General features: G+C 71.2%; 19 protein-coding genes. 9 read left to right on the plus strand and 10 right to left on the minus strand.

Annotated features, from left to right (window positions below):
- Positions 1 to 145 precede the first annotated feature (145 nt).
- Positions 146 to 979, plus strand: a complete 834-nt coding sequence (locus tag ACWEEU_RS02910) for a carbon-nitrogen family hydrolase (RefSeq protein WP_451727797.1) — start codon at positions 146 to 148, stop codon at positions 977 to 979.
- On the opposite strand, the gene ACWEEU_RS02915 is transcribed toward ACWEEU_RS02910, so the two are convergent.
- Both ACWEEU_RS02915 and ACWEEU_RS02920 read right to left on the minus strand, forming a co-directional pair.
- Positions 976 to 1,470 (minus strand): LURP-one-related/scramblase family protein, encoded by a 495-nt coding sequence (locus ACWEEU_RS02915; RefSeq protein ID WP_385745014.1) that lies wholly within the window; start codon positions 1,468 to 1,470, stop codon positions 976 to 978. The genes ACWEEU_RS02910 and ACWEEU_RS02915 overlap by 4 nt on opposite strands.
- A 31-nt stretch (positions 1,471 to 1,501) precedes the next feature.
- Positions 1,502 to 2,503 carry a helix-turn-helix domain-containing protein gene (locus tag ACWEEU_RS02920; RefSeq protein ID WP_385745012.1) on the minus strand — a complete coding sequence of 334 codons (1,002 nt, stop codon included), beginning with the start codon at positions 2,501 to 2,503 and terminating at the stop codon, positions 1,502 to 1,504.
- Positions 2,504 to 2,555: 52 nt separating this feature from the next.
- On the opposite strand from ACWEEU_RS02920, the gene ACWEEU_RS02925 reads away from it, so the two are divergent.
- The 3 genes from ACWEEU_RS02925 to ACWEEU_RS02935 all read left to right on the plus strand — a co-directional run bounded on the left by ACWEEU_RS02925 (position 2,556) and on the right by ACWEEU_RS02935 (position 5,399).
- On the plus strand, positions 2,556 to 2,951 hold the full coding sequence (locus ACWEEU_RS02925; protein ID WP_451727802.1) for a cupin domain-containing protein: 396 nt from the start codon (positions 2,556 to 2,558) through the stop codon (positions 2,949 to 2,951).
- Positions 2,952 to 2,974: 23 nt separating this feature from the next.
- A complete protein-coding gene (locus ACWEEU_RS02930) occupies positions 2,975 to 3,475 on the plus strand; it encodes an NUDIX hydrolase (protein WP_385745008.1) in 501 nt (166 codons plus the stop codon).
- Between the two features lie 103 nt (positions 3,476 to 3,578).
- A complete protein-coding gene (locus ACWEEU_RS02935) occupies positions 3,579 to 5,399 on the plus strand; it encodes a thioredoxin-like domain-containing protein (protein WP_385745006.1) in 1,821 nt (606 codons plus the stop codon).
- 36 nt (positions 5,400 to 5,435) lie between these two features.
- On the opposite strand, the gene ACWEEU_RS02940 is transcribed toward ACWEEU_RS02935, so the two are convergent.
- From ACWEEU_RS02940 to ACWEEU_RS02950, 3 genes are all read right to left on the minus strand, one after another.
- Complete coding sequence (locus ACWEEU_RS02940; RefSeq protein ID WP_385729051.1) at positions 5,436 to 5,693, minus strand: hypothetical protein; 258 nt, start codon at positions 5,691 to 5,693, stop codon at positions 5,436 to 5,438.
- A 67-nt stretch (positions 5,694 to 5,760) separates the two neighbouring features.
- Entirely contained in the window at positions 5,761 to 7,071 is a 1,311-nt protein-coding gene (locus ACWEEU_RS02945; protein ID WP_451727807.1) for a M18 family aminopeptidase, read from the minus strand.
- A gap of 89 nt (positions 7,072 to 7,160) precedes the next feature.
- A complete protein-coding gene (locus tag ACWEEU_RS02950; protein WP_385745003.1) occupies positions 7,161 to 8,987 on the minus strand; it encodes an acyl-CoA dehydrogenase in 1,827 nt (608 codons plus the stop codon).
- 231 nt (positions 8,988 to 9,218) lie between these two features.
- Here ACWEEU_RS02950 and ACWEEU_RS02955 point away from each other — a divergent pair, with 231 nt between their 5' ends.
- From ACWEEU_RS02955 to ACWEEU_RS02970, 4 genes are all read left to right on the plus strand, one after another.
- The gene (locus ACWEEU_RS02955) at positions 9,219 to 9,359 is read left to right on the plus strand and encodes a BP74-related protein (protein ID WP_451728315.1); all 141 of its coding nucleotides are present in this window, start codon (positions 9,219 to 9,221) and stop codon (positions 9,357 to 9,359) included.
- A gap of 36 nt (positions 9,360 to 9,395) precedes the next feature.
- Positions 9,396 to 9,872, plus strand: coding sequence for an SseB family protein (locus tag ACWEEU_RS02960; RefSeq protein WP_018547734.1), 477 nt, complete (start codon positions 9,396 to 9,398; stop codon positions 9,870 to 9,872).
- Positions 9,873 to 9,985: 113 nt separating this feature from the next.
- Positions 9,986 to 10,963 (plus strand): pirin family protein, encoded by a 978-nt coding sequence (locus tag ACWEEU_RS02965; protein WP_385744999.1) that lies wholly within the window; start codon positions 9,986 to 9,988, stop codon positions 10,961 to 10,963.
- Positions 10,964 to 11,195: 232 nt separating this feature from the next.
- A complete protein-coding gene (locus ACWEEU_RS02970) occupies positions 11,196 to 12,245 on the plus strand; it encodes an AI-2E family transporter (RefSeq protein WP_451727812.1) in 1,050 nt (349 codons plus the stop codon).
- Here the strand turns inward: ACWEEU_RS02970 and ACWEEU_RS02975 are convergent.
- On the minus strand, positions 12,242 to 14,482 hold the full coding sequence (locus ACWEEU_RS02975) for a SpoIIE family protein phosphatase (protein ID WP_451727815.1): 2,241 nt from the start codon (positions 14,480 to 14,482) through the stop codon (positions 12,242 to 12,244). The two genes, ACWEEU_RS02970 and ACWEEU_RS02975, sit on opposite strands and share 4 nt — an antisense overlap.
- A gap of 173 nt (positions 14,483 to 14,655) precedes the next feature.
- On the opposite strand from ACWEEU_RS02975, the gene aspS reads away from it, so the two are divergent.
- On the plus strand, positions 14,656 to 16,419 hold the full coding sequence (gene aspS / locus ACWEEU_RS02980) for an aspartate--tRNA ligase (RefSeq protein ID WP_385744993.1): 1,764 nt from the start codon (positions 14,656 to 14,658) through the stop codon (positions 16,417 to 16,419).
- Positions 16,420 to 16,469: 50 nt separating this feature from the next.
- Here the strand turns inward: aspS and ACWEEU_RS02985 are convergent, their stop codons facing one another.
- The 4 genes from ACWEEU_RS02985 to ACWEEU_RS03000 form a co-directional block, all read right to left on the minus strand.
- Complete coding sequence (locus ACWEEU_RS02985; protein WP_451727818.1) at positions 16,470 to 17,162, minus strand: hypothetical protein; 693 nt, start codon at positions 17,160 to 17,162, stop codon at positions 16,470 to 16,472.
- Between the two features lie 31 nt (positions 17,163 to 17,193).
- On the minus strand, positions 17,194 to 17,382 hold the full coding sequence (locus ACWEEU_RS02990; protein ID WP_451727821.1) for a hypothetical protein: 189 nt from the start codon (positions 17,380 to 17,382) through the stop codon (positions 17,194 to 17,196).
- A 273-nt stretch (positions 17,383 to 17,655) separates the two neighbouring features.
- On the minus strand, positions 17,656 to 19,371 hold the full coding sequence (metG, locus tag ACWEEU_RS02995) for a methionine--tRNA ligase (RefSeq protein WP_451727824.1): 1,716 nt from the start codon (positions 19,369 to 19,371) through the stop codon (positions 17,656 to 17,658).
- Positions 19,372 to 19,500: 129 nt separating this feature from the next.
- Positions 19,501 to 21,402 (minus strand): VWA domain-containing protein, encoded by a 1,902-nt coding sequence (locus tag ACWEEU_RS03000; RefSeq protein ID WP_451727827.1) that lies wholly within the window; start codon positions 21,400 to 21,402, stop codon positions 19,501 to 19,503.
- Between the last annotated feature and the right edge of the window lie 7 nt (positions 21,403 to 21,409).

Below are 21,409 nucleotides of genomic sequence, written 5' to 3' on the forward strand. Positions count from 1 at the left end.
CGGCGGTCTGGAAACTCCCCGTGCCCGCGGCTTCGCACGAGCGGGGGAGACCCCCAAGTTACGCTGCTCCGATACCCCCCGGCAGTGCTTTCGTGTGACGATCGTAGGCCCGTGGGAACGACTCGAATGCCAGGACGGTGGTAGTGTGCGCGCCTCGCTGATCCAGATCGCCGTGGACGAGCGTGAATCGGTCGCTGACCGGCGACAACGCGCGGTCGCACTGGTGCGCGAGCAGGCCGGTGCCGACCTCGTGGTCCTGCCCGAACTGTGGACCACCGGCGCCTTCGCCTACGAGGACTTCGGCTCCGAGGCCGAGCCGCTGGAGGGTCCCACCTACGAGGCGATGGCCAAGGCCGCCGCGGACGCGGGCGTGTGGCTGCATGCCGGGTCGATCCCAGAGCGCGACCCTGAGGGCCCGCTCTACAACACCTCGCTCGTCTTCTCCCCCTCCGGCGACCTCGCGGCCGCCTACCGCAAGATCCACCGCTTCGGCTTCGACCGGGGCGAGGCCGTGCTGATGGGCGCGGGCAGCGAGCTGGTCACCGTCCGGTTGCCGGAGACCACCCTCGGCCTGGGCACCTGCTACGACCTCCGCTTTCCCGAACTCTTCCGCTCCCTGACCGCCGCCGGTGCCGAGACCCTGGTCCTCCCGGCAGGCTGGCCCGAACGGCGGCGCGCGCACTGGACGCTGCTGGCCCGGGCGCGGGCGGTCGAGAACCAGGCGTTCGTGCTCGCCTGTGGAACGGCCGGGACGCATGCCGGAGTTCCGCAGGCGGGTCACTCGGTCGTGGTGGATCCCTGGGGCGAGGTGCTGGCCGAGGCGGGCCCGGACGAGGAGGTCCTGACGGTCGAGTTCGACCCCGCGAAGGTCGCCGAGACCCGCGAGCAGTTCCCCGCCCTCAAGGACCGGGTGCTCGGCCTGGAGCCCCCGTACGGCCCCGGCGAGAACCCCCGCCAGGGCTTGTCAGACAGGCCCTAGCCTTCCTCCCGCTCCTTCTCCGCCAGGTGGATCACACACACCGCCACCGCGATCAGCAGCGCCGGATCCGCGTCGTCCCGTACGACGTCCACGCCGTAGGTCTCCCGCACCGTCAGCAGACGGCGGGAGATCACGGCGAGGAGTTCACCGTCGTACTCGATCGCGAACTCGCGGTCGAGGATCTTGCCGCTGACGTCGAGTTCGGTGCCGTCGGCCAGGCGGACGCGGTAGTGGTTGCGCAGCAGGGAGAGGTGCTTGCGCTTGACGGTGGCCAGGCCCTCGCCGTCCCGTTCGATGACCATCGTGTCGCGCAGGGCGAACATCTTCTTGTGGATGTCGATCAGCACCCGGCCCTCGGCGTCCTTCAGCTCGAAGGTGTCGCGCAGCCGGAGGGCCTTGCCGTCGACGAGGTAGACCTTGCGGCCCTGGTCGTCCTCGATCCAGTAGTCGTCACCGATGCCGAAGATGCGGTCGCGTACGAGGAATCTCATGACGGAACGGTTCCCCGGTGGGGACCCTTCCTCACCGCCCGCCCGGCGGACCGAAGCGCCTGCGGTACTCCGAGGGGCTCAGCCCCGTCTCCCGGCGCAGCCGGGCCCGCAGAGTGGCCGCCGTACCGAGCCCGCTGCGCGCCGCCACCACGTCCAGGCGCAGCTCGCCCCGTTCGATCAGCCGGCAGGCCAGCGCCACCCGCTCGCCGGTGAGCCAGGCCAGCGGGGTCGTCCCGAGCCGGCTGCGGAAGCGGCGGTGCAGGGTGGCCGGGGAGAGCGCCGCGCGGGCGGCCAGGTCCGCCACCGTCAGGGGCTCACCGAGCCGTTCCTGCGCCCACGCCAGCAGCGGGCCGAGCGAGCCGTCGGGGATCTCGGGCACCGGGCGCTCCACGAACTGCCGTTGCCCGCCGTCGCGGTGGGCGGCGAAGACCAGACGGCGGGAGACGGCGTTGGCCAGTTCCGCGCCGTGGTCGAGGCGCCAGATGTGCAGGCCGAGGTCGAGCGCGGCGGCGCTGCCCGACGCGGTGAGCACGTCGCCGTCGTCCACGTAGAGCACGTCCGGTTCCAGCAGGACCTTCGGGTGCAGCTCCCGGAAGGCGTCCACCCAGCGCCAGTGGGTGGACGCCCGGCGGCCGTCGAGGAGGCCCGCCTCCGCCAGCGCGAAGGCGCCGGTGCAGAAGCTGACGAGGCGGGTGCCGCGCGCGTGCGCGTCGCGGATGGCGTCCAGGACCGCGGGGCGCCGCGGGACCACGTTGTCCGGGCGGCCCGGCACGATCAGGGTGTCCGCCTCCGCCACCGCCTCCAGGCCCGGCACCCCGGCCAGGGTGAAGAAGCCGTGGTTCATCCGCACCTCGGGAGCGGGCGTGCACAGCGTGACCTCGTACAGCGGTCCAGGCAGCCCCAGCTCGGGGCGGGGCAGCCCGAACAGCTCGGTGGCGACGCCCACCTCGAAGGGGTTGGTGCCCTCGTCCACGATCACGGCGACCCGGTGCGGGCGCACCCGCTCCGCAGGCTGAGAGGATTCTTGCGCCATGTGCGATTCCTAGCACTCGTGCGACCCCGGCGCGCACCCGCAGCATGGAGCCATGGCAACCAGCGAACCCCAGTCCCTGGAGACGGTCCTCGCCTCCTTCTCCGACCAGTGGAGCCCGCGCATCGTCACGTCGGTCAACGACTACGACGTCCGGGTCGCCAAGGTCGAGGGTGAACACCTCTGGCACGCGCACGACGACACCGACGAGTTCTTCCTCGTGCTCTCCGGCGAGCTGCACATCTCCCTGCGCGAGCCGGCGGGCGAGCGCACCGTGAAACTGCCCAGGGGATCCGTCTTCACCGTCCCGCGCGGCACCGAGCACAAGCCGTACGCTCCCGTCCCCACCGAGATCCTGCTCCTTGAACCCACCGGCACGCTCAGCGTGGGCGACCGGCACGAGGAGATCCCGGACCACGTGGACGCGACGACGGGCCACGCGCTCGACTGACCCGGTCCCGTACGGTCGGCTGTATGACAGCGAAGTCGAAGGCTCCGGTGCCCCGGGTGCAGCTCGTCATCGGCATCGTCCGCCGGGGCGAGGAGGTCCTGCTCGTCCGGGAGGCCCTCGGCGCCCACGGCGAGCCGCTCTGGTCGCTGCCCGGCGGCGGGGTCGAGGACGGCGAGCTGATGCACGAGGCGCTCCGGCGCGAGCTGCGCGAGGAGACCGGGCTCCTGGTGGGCGACCCGGTGCGCACCGCGTTCCTCCTGCACATCGACTCCGAGAGCCACCCCTCCGCGCTGGCGATCGCCTTCGAGGTCGACCGGTGGGAGGGGGAGGTCGCGCCGGAGGACAGCGACATCGAGCGGGCAGCCTTCTTCCCCGTCGCCGAGGCCCTGCGGCTGCTCGGGGACCTGGACAGCGCCGTGCAGCGGGAGCCGGTCGTCGGCTATCTCAGCGGGACGGTCGCGCCCGGGAGCACCTGGATGTACCGCTACCGGGACGGCGAGGAGACCCTGCTCGCCCGCTGGTGACCGGGCGCCCGCCCGGGCCCGCCCGCCGGTGACCGGGCGCGTGCCGGGTGTGACGTCGTACGGCGGTTACGGGGTGTTCGCACGGGAGTGGCACCCTTGACACATGACCGACTCCGCACCCCGTCGTACCCGTGTCCGCGCCCCCGAGCTGATCGGCAAGGGTGGCTGGCTGAACACGGGCGACCAGCAGTACACCCTCGCCGACCTGCGTGGACGCATCGTCGTCCTGGACTTCTGGACCTTCTGCTGCATCAACTGCCTGCACGTCCTGGACGAGCTGCGCGAGCTGGAGGAGCGGCACCGGGACACCGTGGTGATCATCGGCGTGCACTCGCCGAAGTTCGTGCACGAGGCCGAGCACCAGGCCGTGGTGGACGCGGTCGAGCGGTACGGCGTGGAGCACCCGGTGCTGGACGACCCGGAGCTGGCCACCTGGAAGCAGTACGCGGTCCGCGCCTGGCCGACGCTCGTGGTGATCGACCCCGAGGGGTACGTCGTCGCGCAGCACGCCGGTGAGGGGCACGCGCACGCGATCGAGAAGCTGGTCGAGGAGCTGGAGGCCGAGCACGAGGCCAAGGGCACCCTGCGCCGCGGCGACGGCCCCTACGTGGCGCCCGAGCCCGAGCCGACCGTGCTCCGCTTCCCCGGCAAGGCGCTGCTGCTGCCCTCCGGGAACTTCCTGGTCAGCGACACCACCCGGCACCAGCTGGTCGAGCTGGAGGCGGACGGCGAGAGCGTCGTGCGCCGCATCGGCTCCGGCGACCGGGGCCTGGCGGACGGCGGCGCCGCACAGGCGTCCTTCAACGAGCCGCAGGGCCTCGCGCTCCTCGACGACGGCACCGTGGTCGTCGCCGACACCGTCAACCACGCCCTGCGCCGCCTCGACCTCGCGACCGGCGAGGTCACCACCCTGGCGGGCACCGGCAAGCAGTGGATGCAGGGCAACCCGACCTCGGGCCCGGCCCGGGAGACCGCGCTGTCCTCCCCGTGGGACGTGGCCGTCTTCGGCGGCAAGGTGTGGATCGCGATGGCGGGCGTCCACCAGCTGTGGACGTACGACCCGCGGGCGGGCACCGTCGAGGTCGCGGCCGGAACCACCAACGAGGGTCTGGTCGACGGTCCCGGCACCGAGGCGTGGTTCGCGCAGCCCTCCGGTCTCGCCGCGACCGAGGACCGCCTCTGGCTCGCGGACTCCGAGACCTCCGCGCTGCGCTGGGTGGACCTGGACGGTCATGTGCACACGGCGGTCGGCACCGGCCTCTTCGACTTCGGACACCGCGACGGCGCCGCCGAACAGGCGCTTTTCCAGCACCCGTTGGGCGTCACCGCGCTGCCGGACGGCTCGGTCGCCGTCGCGGACACCTACAACCACGCCCTGCGCCGCTTCGACCCCGCGACCGGCGAGGTCACCACGCTCGCGACCGATCTGCGCGAGCCGAGCGACGCCGTGCTGGTGGGCGAGGACATCGTGGTCGTGGAGTCGGCGCGGCACCGGCTGACCCGGCTGCGGCTGCCCGAGGAGGCGGTCCGGGTGGAGGCGGTCGCCCACCGCACCCAGCGCGCCGCGACCGAGGTGGCCCCGGGACGGCTGCTCCTGGACGTGATCTTCCAGGCCCCGGCGGGCCAGAAGCTCGACCTGCGCTACGGCCCCTCGACCCGGCTCCTGGTCTCCTCCACCCCGCCCGAGCTGCTGCTCAAGGGCGAGGGCGCGGACACGGACCTGAGCCGCGAGCTGGAGCTGAACCCGGCCGTCACCGAGGGCGTGCTGCACGTCTCGGCGATGGCGGCGTCCTGCGACGACGACCCGGCCAACGAGTACCCGGCCTGCCATGTCCACCAGCAGGACTGGGGCGTGCCGGTCCGCCTCACCGAAGCGGGCGCGGACCGGCTGCCGTTGGTGCTGGCCGGTATGGACGAGCGCTAGGACTCGCGCGGCCGGGACTTATCGGCTCCCGGCCGCTCAGACGCCGTAGCCGTCGTTGTATCCGTCGCGGTGCGCGTGGTGGTGGTGCGGTTCCTCCTCGACGACCGGGGTCGTCGGGGGCACCACCACGCGCCGGCGGCGCGCGATCCCGCTGAACGTGGCCAGGCCGATCAGGCCGGTGGCCATGAAGATGACACCGACCAGGTCGAGGTTGACCCCGTTCATGTGCCAGTCGGTGGCGAACGTGAGGATCGCACCCACGGCAATCAGGATGATGCAGCCTCCGAGGCCCATGCGGACTCGCCTCCCCTTCACGGTTCCGGAATCTCCGGTCCCGCTCGGGTACCCGGCATCACGCCGACTAGCCCTCCAGGAAGGCCGCGAGGGCGTTCGCGAGGAGGAACGGGTCGTCGGCGCCGCACAGTTCGCGCACGCTGTGCATGGACAAGATCGCCACGCCGATGTCGACCGTGGTGATGCCGTGCCGTGCCGCGGTGATCGGTCCGATGGTGGTGCCGCAGGGCATCGAGTTGTGCGAGACGAAGGTCTGGTACGGCACTCCGGCCCGCTCGCACGCGGCGGCGAACAGCGCGCGTCCTGAACCGTCCGTGGCGTAGCGGTTGTTGACGTTCACCTTGAGGATCGGGCCGCCGTTCAGGCGCGGGTGGTGCGTCGGGTCGTGCCGCTCCGCGTAGTTGGGGTGCACGGCGTGGCCGGTGTCGGAGGAGAGACAGACGGTTCCGGCGAAGGCGCGGGCGCGGTCCTCGAAGGTGCCGCCCCGGGCGAGCACGGAACGCTCCAGGACGGTGCCGAGGAGCGGGCCGTCGGCGCCGGTGTCGGACTGCGAGCCGGTCTCCTCGTGGTCGAAGGCGGCGAGCACGGGGATGTGCGGGAGCGCGTCGCCGGAGGTCGCGGCGGCGATCAGGGCGGCCGTACCGGCGTGCACGGAGAGCAGGTTGTCCATGCGGGGGCCCGCGACCAGCTCGCGGTCCCGGCCGAGGTAGGCGGGCGGCTCGACGGGGTACGCCATCAGGTCCCAGCCGGTGACCGAGCCGCGTTCGAGACCGGCCTCGTCCTCCAGGAAGGCGATCAGATCTCCCTCGCGCACGTCGTCCCCGAGGCCCCACACGGGCTGGAGGTGGCGCTGCTTGTCGAGCTTGAGACCGTCGGTGCTCACCGTGCGGTCCAGGTGGATGGCGAGCTGCGGCACACGCAGCAGCGCCCGGTCCACGTTCACCAGAGCCGTGCTGCCGTCGCGCAGGCTGAGGCGCCCGGCGAGGCCCAGGTCGCGGTCGAGCCAGGAGTTCATCAGCGGGCCGCCGTAGATCTCCACCGCGACCTGCCGGAAGCCGTGCGCGCCGCTGTCCGGCTGCGGCTTGATCCTGAGGCTCGGGGAGTCGGTGTGCGCCCCGACGATCCGGAACGGGGTGTGCGGCTCGGCGCCCTCGGGGACGTACCAGGCGATGATCGCGCCGCCGCGCAGCACGTACCGGCCGCCGGTGCCGGTGCCGGCCGGGGTGTCCCAGGCGTCGGTCTCGGCGACCTGGCGGAAGCCCGCCTTCTCCAGCCGCGCGGCGGCGTTCGCCACCGCGTGGTACGGCGTGGGACTCGCCGCGAGGAAGCTCATCAGGTCGTCGGTGTGGCCGCGGTCGAAGCGGGACGGTGCGCTCATGGCGTTTACCTTAACGACGTGCGCGGGCCCGCTCCCGGCAAGAGGGGAGCGGGCCCGCGGCAGTTGGGGAAGAGCCGGAGTGCGAGAGCTTAGAAGGCCGCCTCGTCCAGTTCCATCAGGTCCAGGTCGACGGTGCCCGCGACCTTGCGCGCCAGGGTCACGCCGGGCAGGACGTTGGCCGCGAAGAACTTCGCCGCCGCGATCTTGCCGGTGTAGAACGCCTTGTCCTTGGCGGACGCGGTCTGCAGCTTCTCGGCGGCGACGGCCGCACCGCGCAGCAGCAGGTAGCCGACGATCACGTCGCCGGAGGCCATCAGCAGGCGGGTGGTGTTGAGGCCCACCTTGTAGATGTTCTTGACGTCCTGCTCGGTGGCCGCGAGGTCGGTCAGCATCAGACCGACGATGGCCTCCAGCTCCACGGCCGCCTTGGCCAGGTGCTCGCGGGCGCCCGCCAGCTCCTCGCCGCCGGTGCCGAGCGCCAGGAACTTCTTGATGTCCTCGGCGAGGGAGTTCAGCGCGGCGCCCTGGTTGCGGACGATCTTCCGGAAGAAGAAGTCCTGGCCCTGGATCGCGGTGGTGCCCTCGTAGAGAGTGTCGATCTTGGCGTCGCGGATGTACTGCTCGATCGGGTACTCCTGGAGGAACCCGGAGCCGCCGAAGGTCTGGAGCGACTGCGCGAGCTGCTCGTAGCCCTTCTCGGAGCCGTAGCCCTTGACGATCGGCAGGAGCAGGTCGTTCAGCGCGTGCTCGGTGGAGGCGTCCTCGCCGGCCGCCTCCTTGACCGCGATCGCGTCCTGGACCGAGGCGGTGTGGAGGACGAGGGCGCGCATACCCTCCGCGTACGCCTTCTGCGTGATCAGCGAGCGGCGCACGTCGGGGTGGTGCGTGATGGTGACCTTGGGCGCGGTCTTGTCCATGAAGTTCGCCAGGTCGGGACCCTGGACGCGCTCCTTGGCGTACTCCAGCGCGTTGAGGTAGCCCGTCGACAGCGTGGAGATCGCCTTCGTGCCGACCATCATGCGGGCGAACTCGATGATGCGGAACATCTGGCGGATGCCGTCGTGCTTGTCGCCGATCAGCCAGCCCTTGGCGGGGTGACGGTCGCCGAAGGTCATCTCGCAGGTGTTGGACGCCTTGAGGCCCATCTTGTGCTCGACGTTGGTCGCGTAGACGCCGTTGCGCTCGCCCAGCTCGCCGGACTCGCCGTCGAAGAGGAACTTCGGGACGAGGAAGAGGGACAGGCCCTTGGTTCCGGGACCGGCACCCTCGGGACGGGCGAGGACGTAGTGGAGGATGTTCTCCTCCATGTCGTGCTCACCGGAGGTGATGAAGCGCTTCACGCCCTCGATGTGCCAGGAGCCGTCCTCCTGCCGCACGGCCTTGGTGCGCCCGGCGCCCACGTCCGAACCGGCGTCCGGCTCGGTCAGGACCATGGTGGAGCCCCAGGTCTTCTCGACCGCGATCTTCGCCCACTGCTTCTGCTCCTCGGTGCCCTCCTCGAAGAGGATGCGCGCGAACGCCGGGCCGGAGGAGTACATCCAGATGGCCGGGTTGGCGCCGAGCACCAGCTCCGCGTACGCCCAGATCAGGGACGGCGGGGTGTTGGTGCCGCCGATCTCCTCGGGCAGGCCGAGCCGCCAGTACTCGGAGTCCATGAAGGCCTTGTAGCTCTTCTTGAACGTCTCGGGGACCGGCGCGGTGTTCGTCTCGGGGTCGAAGACCGGGGGGTTGCGGTCGGCGTCCGCGAACGACTCCGCCAGCTCGTTCTCCGAGAGCCGGGTCAGCTCCGCCAGGACGGACTTGGCGGTGTCGGTGTCCATCTCCTCGAACGGGCCGGTGCCGTACAGCTTGTCGCGGCCGAGGACTTCGAAGAGGTTGAACTCGATGTCGCGGAGATTGGACTTGTAGTGCCCCATGGTGACTCCGTCAGGTCTCGGCGAGGCACTGACTCCTCGCATCTGGTTCACGTACCAACTAGTAGCTCCGATGATGCTACCCGTCGGTAATAAGAAGCAACCCCGCCGCCCCCCTCCGTGCTCGCCGCCGTGCCTCACCGTGCGCCCGCCCGGCCGGGTGAATCCGCGCCTCCGGAACGAGCTCTCCGAGTGATCTCACGGATTCGTTCCGTGACGACCTCTCTCCACTCCGTGCGCGGAGGCACACTGCGACGACTTCTGACCAGGTTCGGCGGCCTCGCGGTCCTCGACGAGGCGGGCGGCGCCTTCCTGCCGAGGGGCTGCTGGTGTCCCTGGACTTCCCGTCTGACGCGTGAGGTTCAGGCTCCGTAGGCCACGCGGGCGGGGTGGCTCGGTAGGGTGGCGCGCATGTACGGCTACGACCAGAACGTGGGCGCTCAGCAGCAGTACGTCCCACCGCAGCAGCAGATGCCCGGCGGTGTCGGCGGATACGGCCAGCAGCCGCCGCTCTACCCCGAGCCGTCCCCGCCCTCCCTCGCGGACGCGGTGCGCGCGTTCACCACGGGCTCGATGTCCGCCGAGGACTTCCAGCAGGTGTTCGCCACGTCCAAGGTGTACTGCCCGCGCGGCGACACCCCGGGCTTCCTCGCCCTGCACAACACCCAGCAGCCGGTGATCCCGATGTTCACCTCGCTCAAGGAGTTGCGGCGGTACGCGGGCAAGGAGTCCAAGTACTTCGTGATCACCGGCGCCGAGGTGATCGACCTCCTTCCGACCGGCTACGGCTTCGTGGTCGACATGGAGGGCGAGCACCGGATGGTGTTCGACGCGAAGGCCGTCGAGCAGATGGTCGAGTTCGCGATGCGCCGCATGTACGGCGGCTGACGAGTGAGTCGTCCCGTGGCGGGCCCGGAGGGAATTTCCTCCGGGCCCGCTCTGTTGTGGGTGGCAGAAAGTTCAACGCTCAACTAAAGTGGTCCCACAAGGAGGTACCGACCATGCCCGCAGTGACCGTCGAGAACCCGTTGACGCTGCCCCGTGTGACCGCTCCCGCCGACGCCGTGCCGCGTCCGGTGCTGGCCGTCACGACCGCTCCGAGCGGTTTCGAAGGCGAGGGATTCCCGGTGCGCCGGGCGTTCGCCGGCATCAACTACCGCCACCTCGACCCGTTCATCATGATGGACCAGATGGGTGAGGTGGAGTACGCGCCGGGCGAGCCCAAGGGCACCCCCTGGCACCCCCACCGCGGCTTCGAGACCGTGACCTACATCATCGACGGCATCTTCGACCACCAGGACTCCAACGGCGGTGGCGGCACCATCACCAACGGCGACACCCAGTGGATGACGGCGGGCTCCGGTCTGCTGCACATCGAGGCTCCGCCGGAGCAGCTCGTCGTCTCGGGCGGTCTCTTCCACGGGCTCCAGCTCTGGGTGAACCTCCCGGCCAAGGACAAGATGATGGCCCCGCGCTACCAGGACATCCGCGCGGGCAGCGTGCAGCTCCTCACCTCCCCGGACGGCGGCGCGCTGCTGCGCGTCATCGCCGGTGAGCTGGACGGCCACGAGGGTCCCGGCATCACGCACACCCCGATCACCATGGTCCACGCGACCCTGGCGCCGGGCGCCGAGATCACCCTGCCCTGGCGTGAGGACTTCAACGGCCTGGCGTACGTCCTCGCCGGACGCGGTGCGGTCGGCACCGAGCGGCGCCCGGTCCACACCGGCCAGACCGCCGTCTTCGGCACCGGCTCCTCGCTGACGGTCCGCGCCGACGAGAAGCAGGACGCCCACACCCCCGACCTCGAGGTCGTCCTCCTCGGCGGACAGCCCATCCGCGAGCCCATGGCCCACTACGGCCCGTTCGTCATGAACACCAAGGAACAGCTCATGCAGGCGTTCGAGGACTTCCAGAAGGGCCGCCTCGGCACGGTCCCCGCGGTCCACGGCATGACGGAGGCGGGCCCGGAGGCCTGACCCGCCGCCCCCTCGTGAACCCCGCCGCCCGGCAGACAACGGCGTCTGCCGGGCAGCGGCGTGTTCGGACGTCTTCGTCCGCCGTTCCTCGACCCACCGAGTCGCGTGCTGGGCGGGCACAGCCGGCGTCCAGGGGCGGGAGCCCCTGGGGCGGTGCGTGGCGGGACGGCGCCTCACCCACCCGGCCCGCCGCAGCAGGACAGCCGAGCCCAGCTCATGATCCGCTGAACAGGTGCCGCTGCTGCCCGACCCCGTCCGCCGCTTCGCGGCCTGGTGCGTCGTGCTGCTCCTCGTCGCCGGGGTCGGCTGGGTGGGCATTCGCCTCTGCGGCGAGCTGCGCACAGCGGTCGTACCCGTCCTGCTCGCGCTCCTCGGCACCGCCCTCCTCGGACCCCTGTACCGCTGGATGGTCCGGGCCAAGCTGAACGCCAGCCTCGCCGCCGCCCTGACCTGCGTGGCAGTCGTCGCCGTGGTCGGCGGTGCCGTCTACATCGTCGTCGCCGCCCTCGTGGACACCGGCGACCAGATCATCGCCTCGCTCAGGGACGCCGCCAACGCGGTCGCCCGGCACTTCGGAGCCACCGGAACGGGACTGGACGACCTTGCCGCCAACTCCCGCAAACTGCTGGAGAAGTTCGGCGGCACGGCGGTCTCCAACGTCATCAGCGGCGTCAGCATCGTCGGCGAGACCATCGCCATCGCCGTCCTCGCCCTGCTCCTCGTCTTCTTCTTCCTGCGCGACTCCCACCGCGCCCTCAAGGCCCTGCGCACCCTCGCCCCCGGTGACACCGCCGACTTGCTGGAGGCCATGGCCCGCCGGGCCTTCGAGGCGGTCGAGGGGTTCATGCGCGGCACGACGCTCATCGCGCTCATCGACGCCGTCTGCATCACCATCGGCCTGCTGATCCTGCGCGTCCCCGGCGCGGTCGGACTGGGCGCGCTCGTCTTCGTCAGCGCCTACATCCCCTACCTCGGCGCCTTCCTCTCCGGCGCGGTCTCCGTCCTGGTCGCGCTCGCGGACCGCGGCTTCGTCATCGCCCTGTGGGCGCTCGGGGTCGTCCTCGCCGTACAGGTCCTGGAAGGGCACGTGCTCCAGCCCGCCATCCAGAGCCGTACCGTCCAGATGCACCCCGCCGTGGTGATGCTGACGATCACCGCAGGGGCCTCGGTCGCCGGCATCCTCGGCATGTTGCTGGCGGTGCCGCTCACGGCGGCGTTCTTCGGAGTCGTGGGCGAGCTGCGGACGCGGTACGGCGACCCCTCCCCGACCGGGTCCGACTAGAGCGGGTCCGACGGCTGGAGCTGGTCCGACAGGCCCCAGTCCGCGGCCACCTCGTCGCCGCCCGCCCCGCCGTCCCCGCCCTCCCCGTCCCTCTCGTACAGCTCGAACCAGATGCTCTTGCCCTTCCCCTGGGGCTCCACCCCCCACGCGTCGGCCAGCAGCTCCATCAGCACCAGGCCGCGCCCCGAGGAGGCCAGCTCACCCGGGCGCCGCTTGTGCGGCAGGTCGTCGCCGGTGTCGGTGACCTGCACCCGCAGCCGGCGCGCCCCGCTCCGTCCGAAGATCTCGGCGAGCAGCAGCGCGTCCGCGTCGGTGTGCACGAGCACGTTGGTGCACAGCTCGGAGACCAGCAGCACCGCCGAGTCCACCTGGTCCGGGGAGGCCCAGTCGTGCAGCAGCTCGCGCAGATACTGCCGGGCCTCCGCGATCCGCTCGGGCTCGTCCTGCGCGACCGAGAGCAGGGTGCTGCGCACCCGGGCGCGCGCGACGGCCGCCTCCTCCCGCTCGTGCTCGCCGCCCCGGTACAGCAGCAGGACCGCGATGTCGTCCTCGCGCCGGTCGGTCAGCGGACCGGTGGTGTGGTGGGAGGAGGGCCCGTGCACGCCCTGCACCAGCGCGTCCGCCAGCTCCTCCAGACCGTGCTCACGGTCGTCGTCCGGAACGGCGTGCTCCTCCAGGATCGCGCGCACGCGCCGCCAGCCGCTCTCCATGTCGTGGCCGCCGGTCTCGATCAGCCCGTCGGTGCACAGCATCATCGTCTCGCCCGGCTCAAGGACGAACGCCGTCGTCGGATAGTCGGCGTCCGGGTCGACGCCCAGCGGCGGCCCGCCCGCCGTCGGCCGCGTCATCACCGTGCCGTCCGCCATCCGGATCACCGGGTCGGGATGCCCGGCCCGGGCGACCTCCAGCCGGCCCGTCGCCGCGTCGGCCTCCGCGTAGAGGCAGGTCGCGAAGCGCAGATGGGCCAGGTCGTCGTCGTGCGTGATGCCGTGCAGGAAGCGGGAGGCCCGGGAGAGCACCGCGTCCGGCCGGTGTCCCTCGGCGGCATAGGCACGCAGGGCGATGCGCAACTGGCCCATCAGCCCCGCCGCCCGTACGTCGTGCCCCTGCACATCCCCGATGACCAGCGCGAACCTCTCGCCGTCGGTGCCGAGCCCGGTGGCCCCGCCGGGCAGCGGGATCATGTCGTACCAGTCGCCGCCGACCTGGAGGCCGCCGCCGGTCGGTATGTAGCGGGCGGCCACGTTCATGCCGGGTATCCCGGCGATCAGCGAGGGCAGCATGGAGCGCTGGAGTCCCTCGGTCAGCTCCCGCTGGGTCTCGGCGGCGCTCGCCCGCGACAGCGCCTGTGCGAGCATCCGGGCCACCGTGGTCAGTACGGCCCGCTCGTCCGGGGTGAACGCCACCGGATAGCTGAACGCCGCCATCCAGGCGCCCATCGTGTGTCCGCCCGCCGTCAGCGGCAGGAACGCCCACGAGCGGCGCCCGAACTGCGCGGCCAGCGGCCAGGTGGCCGGATAGCGGTCGCGGTAGTCGCCGGGCGAGGAGAGATAGACGGCGCGGCCGGTGCGCACGACCTCGGCGGCCGGATAGTCGGTGCTCAGCGGCATATGGGCGAAGGGGCCGTCGTCGCCGGGTATGTAGCCGTGGTGGCCGATGATCGTCAGTCGCTCGCCCTGCACCCCGAACACCGCGAGGCCGTCCGGCGAGAACCCCGGCATCGACAGCCCGGCCGCGACCCGCAGCACCTCCTCCGTGGAGCGCGCCTCCGCCAGCGCCCGGCCCGCGTCCAGCAGGAACGCCTCACGCGAGCGCCGCCAGTCCCCGGTGACCGCGCTGCGCGCCGACGACGTGCCCGGCGCGGGCTCGGTCACCTCCTGAAGGGTGCCGATCAGTTCGTACGCGCGCCGTTCGCGGTCGTACGACGGCTTGGAGCGGCTGCGCACCGTGCGCAGCACGTTCCCCCGCTCGTCGATGATCCGGATGCGCACCTCGGCCAGGGTGCCCTCGGCCACCGCGAGCGGCACCACCCCGATGATCTCGTTCCAGTCGGCGGGGTGCAGCCGGGCGCGGGTCTCGTCCTCGGTGAGGGTGGTGGGCCGTGCGGGGAGCCCGAGCAGCCGCGCCGCCTCCGCGTCCACGGTGACCAGTGCCGTCGCCGTGTCCCAGTGCCACAGCCCCGTCGCGAGGGCGGCGAGGATGTTCCCGGTGGACGGAAGTGACTCGCCTGTGCGCATTGCCCCACTTTAAGAAGAGGTGACCCGGAACTGCCACCGAGGATCGGCGGACGGTAATGGTGGGGAGCCGATCTTGGGGTGCCCGGTACCCTTGATGGGTCCGGGCCCCGTGCCCGTTCTCGCCGGGGAGAGCAACCCCGGCAGACCCGAAGCGCAAAGGACGATGAACGACGATGCATCGGTACAGGTCCCACACCTGCGGCCAGCTCCGCGCCTCTGACGTCGGCACCGACGTCCGGCTGAGTGGCTGGCTGCACAATCGTCGCGACCTGGGCGGCATCCTCTTCATCGATCTGCGTGACCACTACGGCATCACGCAGCTGGTCGCCCGCCCCGGCACCCCCGCCTACGAGGCCCTGGACAAGCTCTCCAAGGAGTCCACGGTCCGCGTCGACGGCCGCGTTGTTTCACGTGGAACCGAGAACGTGAACCCCGATCTGCCCACCGGCGAGATCGAGGTCGAGGTCACGGAGGTCGAGCTGCTCGGCGCCGCGGCCCAGCTGCCCTTCACGATCAACGCCGAGGACGGCGTGAACGAGGAGCGGCGCCTGGAGTACCGCTTCCTGGACCTGCGCCGTGAGCGGATGCACCGCAACATCATGCTGCGCACGGCGGTCATCTCCGCCATGCGCCAGAAGATGTCCGCGATGGGCTTCAACGAGATGGCGACGCCGATCCTCTCCGCCACCTCCCCCGAGGGCGCCCGCGACTACGTCGTGCCCTCGCGCGTCCACGCGGGCCGCTTCTACGCCCTGCCGCAGGCGCCGCAGCAGTTCAAGCAGCTCCTGATGATCTCCGGCTTCGACCGGTACTTCCAGATCGCGCCCTGCTTCCGCGACGAGGACGCCCGCGCCGACCGTTCGCCGGGCGAGTTCTACCAGCTCGACGTCGAGATGAGCTTCGTCGAGCAGGAGGACGTCTTCCAGCCGATCGAGAAGCTCATGACCGAGCTGTTCGAGGAGTTCGGGGGCGGCCGTCACGTCACCTCGCCGTTCCCGCGCATCCCGTTCCGCGAGGCGATGCTCAAGTACGGCTCCGACAAGCCGGACCTGCGCGCCAAGCTGGAGCTCGTCGACATCACCGACGTCTTCGAGGGGTCGGCGTTCAAGGCGTTCGCGGGCAAGCACGTGCGCGCCCTCGCGGTGCCGGACGTCGCGGGCCAGAGCCGCAAGTTCTTCGACGGTCTCGGCGAGTTCGCCGTCTCGCAGGGCGCGCAGGGCCTGGCCTGGGTCCGCGTCGGCGAGGACGGTTCGCTCACCGGCCCGATCGCCAAGTTCCTCACCGAGGAGAACGTCGCCGAGCTGACCAAGCGTCTGTCGCTGGCCCCCGGCCACGCGGTGTTCTTCGGCGCGGGCGAGTTCGACGAGGTCTCCAAGATCATGGGCGCGGTGCGCGTCGAGGCGGCCAAGCGCGCGGGCCAGTTCGAGGACGGCGTCTTCCGCTTCTGCTGGATCGTCGACTTCCCGATGTACGAGCGGGACGAGGAGACGGGGAAGCTCGACTTCTCCCACAACCCGTTCTCGATGCCGCAGGGTGGCCTGGAGGCCCTGGAGACCCAGGACCCGCTGGACATCCTGGGCTGGCAGTACGACATCGTCTGCAACGGCGTCGAGCTGTCCTCCGGCGCGATCCGGAACCACGAGCCCGAGATCATGCTCAAGGCCTTCGAGATCGCGGGCTACGACCGTGACACGGTCGAGGACAAGTTCGCCGGTATGCTCCGCGCGTTCCGCTTCGGCGCCCCGCCGCACGGCGGCATCGCCCCCGGCGTCGACCGCATCGTCATGCTCCTCGCGGACGAGCCCAACATCCGCGAGACGATCGCCTTCCCGCTCAACGGCAACGCCCAGGACCTCATGATGGGCGCGCCGACCGAGCTGGACGAGTCCCGGCTGCGCGAGCTGCACCTGGAGATCAGGAAGCCGCAGCCGAAGTAGCAGGCGGTGCGTGTGAGACGGCCCGGTCCCTCAGGGGAGCCGGGCCGTTTCTATTCCTCGTCCTCGTCCTCGCCCTCGTCCGGAGAGGCGCCGTCCTCCAGCAGCCGTTCCGCGATGTCGTCGGACCAGTGCTGGGCCCAGGTGCGCAGGGGGCCGACCTCTTCACGGGGGAGGCCGTAACGGAGGAACTCGAAGTCGGAGTAGAAGTCGGTGCCGGTGAGGCGGGACTGGAGGGTGGGGAGGTCGAAGGCGTCGTGGGCGTGCCTGCGGCCCAGTTCCTCCAGTTCGGGCAGCGAGTAGTGCCCGGCGGCGGCGCGGGCGTCGATCAGGTCCACGGCGGCTCCCCGGTCGTACAGCGCGCGGATCTTCGTACCCACGGCGTCCGCGAGCGAGAGGGCGGGTCCGTAGGGGGTCAGCTCGGGCGGCTGCCAGAAGGCTTCCTTGTGCAGCGCGAGGTCGACGTCCTCCCCGCTCCGCGGATCACCGACGACGAGCTGACCGGTGAGCACCCCTACGGCCCCGGCCCGCACCCCCCGCCCCCGAGCCTCGAGCGCGGCCGCGAGCCCGCGGACAACCCCCTCCATCGTCTCGCCGCTCTCGGTGGCGAAGTCGAGGTTCCCGTGCCTCCGGCCCACCACCCCGTGCGCCTCCAGCGCATACCCTCCGGCCAGCACCAGCCCGTACGGGCTCCCCGCACTGACGACGTCGGCCAAGAGGCGCTCGTGGGTCTCGATGATGCTCACGGCACCCGTACTCTGCCAGAACCGACCCCGGTCAGACCGACTCCGGTGCCTCCGGGGTGTCGGTGAGGAGATCCTCGGCCCGTTCGACGGTCCCGGCACGGTCGAGCCATTCGCTCACGCGGGCCAGGTCGGTGCAGGCGGTGATCTGCTCGCGGACATCGTCCGGGACCGGGACGCCGCGCACTTCCAGCACCCGCAGCACGCCCTTCGCCTCTCCCATCGCCTCCCCTTCGTTGAACGTAGGCTCCAGCAGAGTGCCTCGGCCGGGAAAGTAGCTGACGAACGACATGGTGTTGCTCCACTTGCCGCCCGCGGGAGTCGTCCCGAGGGCGCTGTCCAAGAACTGACCGATGTACGAAGCGGCGTGGCCGCCTTCTCGGGAAAGGGGATGCCAGCGCCTCGAAGACGGGCGCGGGGATCTCGGGAACGTTCACGCAGGCGTCGGGACATGCGACGGCGCCGACCCCGAGGGGCCGGCGCCGTGGGAGGGGTGTCAGCCTTCCGTGCCGCCGAAGCGCTCCTTGTACGTCTCCAGGTCCTCGTCCGTCAGCTTGGCGAACAGGACCGGGGGGACGGTGAAGGGGGTGCCGGCGGGGACGGCGGTGAGGGACTTGGCCTCTTCCTGGGTGACCCAGGTGGCGGTGTCGTCCGGGAGGGAGAAGGCCGCGCGCATCGCCGCCGAGGACGCCGGGATGAAGGGTTCGGAGACCACCGAGTAGAGGTGGATCAGGTTCATCGCGGTGCGCAGGGTGAGGGCCGCGCCGTCCTTGTCGGTCTTGATCTCCAGCCAGGGGGCCTTCTCCTCCAGGTAGGAGTTTCCGGCCGACCACAGGGCGCGCAGGGCGGAGGCCGCCTTGCGGAACTGGAGCGCCTCCATCTGGGTCTCGTACTCCGCGAGCAGCCCGGCGATCTCCTCGCCCAGGCGCGCCTCCGCCTCGCCGGGCTCGCCGCCCGCCGGGACCTCGTCGCCGAAGCGCTTCTTGGAGAAGGACAGGACGCGGTTGACGAAGTTGCCCAGCGTGTCCGCCAGGTCCTTGTTGACCGTCGCGGTGAAGTGCTCCCAGGTGAAGGACGAGTCGTCCGACTCGGGGGCGTTGGCGATCAGGAAGTAGCGCCAGTAGTCGGCGGGCAGGATGTCCAGCGCCTGGTCGGTGAAGACGCCCCGCTTCTGCGAGGTGGAGAACTTGCCGCCGTAGTACGTCAGCCAGTTGAACGCCTTGACGTAGTCGACCTTCTTCCACGGCTCGCGCACGCCCAGCTCGGTCGCCGGGAACATCACCGTGTGGAACGGGACGTTGTCCTTCGCCATGAACTGCGTGTAGCGGACGGTGTCGTCCGCCTCGTACCACCAGGACTTCCAGTCGCGGTTCTCGGGGTCCTGGTCCGCCCACTCCTTCGTCGCGCCGATGTACTCGATCGGGGCGTCGAACCAGACGTAGAAGACCTTGCCCTCGGCGGCCAGCTCCGGCCAGGTGTCCGCCGGGACCGGCACGCCCCAGTCCAGGTCACGGGTGATCGCGCGGTCGTGCAGGCCCTCGGTCAGCCACTTGCGGGCGATGGAGGAGGCGAGCTGCGGCCAGTCCTGCTCGTGCCGGGCCACCCACTCCTCGACCTCGTGCTGGAGCTTGGACTGCAGCAGGAAGAGGTGCTTGGTCTCGCGGACCTCCAGGTCCGTGGAGCCGGAGATCGCGGAACGCGGATTGATCAGGTCGGTCGGGTCCAGCACGCGGGTGCAGTTCTCGCACTGGTCGCCGCGGGCCTTGTCGTAGCCGCAGTGCGGGCAGGTGCCCTCCACGTAGCGGTCCGGCAGGAAGCGGCCGTCGGCCGGCGAGTAGACCTGGCGGATCGCCCGCTCCTCGATGAAGCCGTTCTCGTTCAGCTTCCGGGCGAAGTGCTGGGTGATGTCGCGGTTCTCGGCGGAGGAGCTGCGGCCGAAGTAGTCGAAGGCGAGGGCGAAGCCGTCGTAGACCGCCTTCTGCGCGTCGTGCGCCTGCGCGCAGAACTCGTCCACCGCGAGGCCCCGCTCCTTGGCGGCCAGCTCGGCGGGGGTGCCGTGCTCGTCGGTCGCGCAGATGTACAGGACGTCGTGGCCGCGCTGGCGGAGGTACCGGGAGTACACGTCCGCCGGGAGCATGGACCCCACCATGTTGCCCAGGTGCTTGATCCCGTTGATGTACGGAAGGGCGCTGGTGATGAGGTGTCGAGCCATCGGGGGCTGCTCCCAGGTCGCTACGGGTACGAACCTTGAAATCGTAGCCGACGTGTGTATGCCGCCCGCCTCCCGTTTTACGGGGTGGACGCGGGCGGCACACGGCGCTTCCGGGGGCTGCGGGGTCCCTTACGGGCGCCAGCCTGCCAGGACGCCCTCGTACAGCTCGGTGTCCGTCAGCTCGCGAGGGGTGGGGCCCGCGTGGAAGAAGGACGTGTTCGGGGTCTTCAGCTTGCGGAGGTAGTCGAAGGCCTTGTTGTCGTGCTCACCGAAGGCGACGAAGGAGAAGAAGACGTTGGGGTGCGTCTTCGCGGCGTTCGTCAGGGCCTGGGTGGCGGGGGTCTTCGCGTCCGGGGCACCGTCCGTCTGGAAGATCACGAGGGCCTTGTCGGCGGGGGTGTGGTGCTTGTCGTAATGGGCGAGTACGGCTTCCACGGCGGCGTGGTAGCTGGTACGGCCCATGCGGCCGAGGGCGGCGTGCACCTCGTCGACGGTCTGCGTGGTGTCGGGGGTGAGGTCCGTGGTGCCGTCCACTTCCGTGGAGAAGAAGACGACGTGGAGGGTGGGGTCGGTCTCGTCCAGCTCCGTCGCGAGGGCGAGGGTCTGGTCGGCCAGGGCCTGGGCTGAGCCGTCCTTGTAGTACGGGCGCATGCTCGCGGAGCGGTCCAGGACGAGGTACGTCTGTGCGGGGGTGCCGGCGAGGCCGGCTTTCGCGAGGGCGGTGGCGGCGGGGGTGCCGTCGGCGGGGGCCGGCTGGGGCTGGTCCGCCTCGGCTTCGCCTTCGGCGGGGGTCCGGTGCCCACCCGCGCCGTCCGTGCGGCCTTCGTCGTCGGGTGCGGGTGGCCCCTGCGGGGCGGTCTCGCCGTCGGCGGCCGCCGGGTCCGGGGTGGCCTCGGGCTCGGTGATGGCTTCGGGTGCCGTCGTGGCTTCGGCCGGCGTGGGGTGCGGCTCTTCGGCGGGCTCGGGCTGGGCCTCCGGGGCGGCCTCCGGCCGCGCGTCCTGGGCCGGCTCGGGCTGAGCGTCGGTCTCCGGCTCGGGGGCCGGGGTGGCTTCCGCCGACGGCGTCACCGGCGCCGTGGGAGCGGTCGGCGTCGCTTCGGCCGCCGGCTCGTTCTCCGGCTGTGCCTCCGCGGCCGGCGTCTCGGACACCACCGTGATGTCGAGTTCGCTCGCCTCGATCTCCGTGCGCTGCGCGGGGACCTGTGCCGTGGCCTCGGGGGTCTCCGGTGCCGTCGCCTCGGCCTCCGCCTGCGGCTCAGCGACCTCGGTGGTCTCCGGCTCCGCCCGCTGCTCGGGCACCTCGGGCTCAATCGGCTCGGCCGGGGCTGCCTCGGCCTGGGGCTCCGGCGCCTCGGTCTCGGCCCGCTGCTCGCTCTCCTCGGCCGTGACCGTGGCCTCTGCGTCCTCGGTCTCGCGGGACTCGGCCGGCGCCGCCGCCTCGGTCTCGGCACGCTGCCCGGCGACCTCGGGCGCGCGCTCCGCCGCCGCAGCCTCCGTGACCTCGGCCTCGTTCGACTCCACCGCGGCCAACGACGCCTCGGTGACCTCGGGCTGACCGTGGTCCGCCGTAACCGCCGCCTCAGCGGTCTCGGCCTCGTCCGGCGCCGCCGTGACCGGCGATTCGACCGGCTCCGCAGCCTTCTCCGCCGTAACCGCCGTGTCCGCTGCCTCGGCTTCGTGCGACTCGGTCGCAACCTCTGCCTCGGCCGCCTCGGTCTTCTCCGGCTCGGCTGCAACAGCCGTCTCCGCGGCGGCAGCCTCGTTCGGCTCCGCCGTGACCGTCGCCTCTGCGGCCGTGGCCTGCTCCGGCTCCGGCTCCGCCGCAATCGTCGACTCGCCCGACGCAGCCGCCCCCCGGGCCTCCGCCCCGGCCGGCTCCGATGCCTGCTGGCGCGGGACCGTCACGTCGTCGAACGCCGCGGAAACCAGTTCGTGTTCGCGGGGTTCCGGGACGGTGGGGGCATTCTCTGGTTCGGTGGGACGCTCTTTGCGGCGGCCGAACGCGTTCCTCAGGAGAGTGAGAATGCCCATGTGCGCA

The organism is Streptomyces sp. NPDC005004 (assembly GCF_053600675.1).

Bases quoted from the DNA above. Each gene is read 5' to 3' on its own strand.
- ACWEEU_RS02915 (WP_385745014.1), bottom strand. From the start codon at position 1,470: ATGAGATTCCTCGTACGCGACCGCATCTTCGGCATCGGTGACGACTAC.
- ACWEEU_RS02965 (WP_385744999.1), top strand. From the start codon at position 9,986: ATGCCCGCAGTGACCGTCGAGAACCCGTTGACGCTGCCCCGTGTGACC.
- aspS (WP_385744993.1), top strand. From the start codon at position 14,656: ATGCATCGGTACAGGTCCCACACCTGCGGCCAGCTCCGCGCCTCTGAC.
- ACWEEU_RS02950 (WP_385745003.1), bottom strand. From the start codon at position 8,987: ATGGGGCACTACAAGTCCAATCTCCGCGACATCGAGTTCAACCTCTTC.
- ACWEEU_RS02925 (WP_451727802.1), top strand. From the start codon at position 2,556: ATGGCAACCAGCGAACCCCAGTCCCTGGAGACGGTCCTCGCCTCCTTC.
- ACWEEU_RS02930 (WP_385745008.1), top strand. From the start codon at position 2,975: ATGACAGCGAAGTCGAAGGCTCCGGTGCCCCGGGTGCAGCTCGTCATC.
- ACWEEU_RS02935 (WP_385745006.1), top strand. From the start codon at position 3,579: ATGACCGACTCCGCACCCCGTCGTACCCGTGTCCGCGCCCCCGAGCTG.
- metG (WP_451727824.1), bottom strand. From the start codon at position 19,371: ATGGCTCGACACCTCATCACCAGCGCCCTTCCGTACATCAACGGGATC.
- ACWEEU_RS02960 (WP_018547734.1), top strand. From the start codon at position 9,396: ATGTACGGCTACGACCAGAACGTGGGCGCTCAGCAGCAGTACGTCCCA.
- ACWEEU_RS02945 (WP_451727807.1), bottom strand. From the start codon at position 7,071: ATGAGCGCACCGTCCCGCTTCGACCGCGGCCACACCGACGACCTGATG.
- ACWEEU_RS02975 (WP_451727815.1), bottom strand. From the start codon at position 14,482: ATGCGCACAGGCGAGTCACTTCCGTCCACCGGGAACATCCTCGCCGCC.
- ACWEEU_RS03000 (WP_451727827.1), bottom strand. From the start codon at position 21,402: ATGGGCATTCTCACTCTCCTGAGGAACGCGTTCGGCCGCCGCAAAGAG.
- ACWEEU_RS02940 (WP_385729051.1), bottom strand. From the start codon at position 5,693: ATGGGCCTCGGAGGCTGCATCATCCTGATTGCCGTGGGTGCGATCCTC.
- ACWEEU_RS02920 (WP_385745012.1), bottom strand. From the start codon at position 2,503: ATGGCGCAAGAATCCTCTCAGCCTGCGGAGCGGGTGCGCCCGCACCGG.
- ACWEEU_RS02990 (WP_451727821.1), bottom strand. From the start codon at position 17,382: ATGGGAGAGGCGAAGGGCGTGCTGCGGGTGCTGGAAGTGCGCGGCGTC.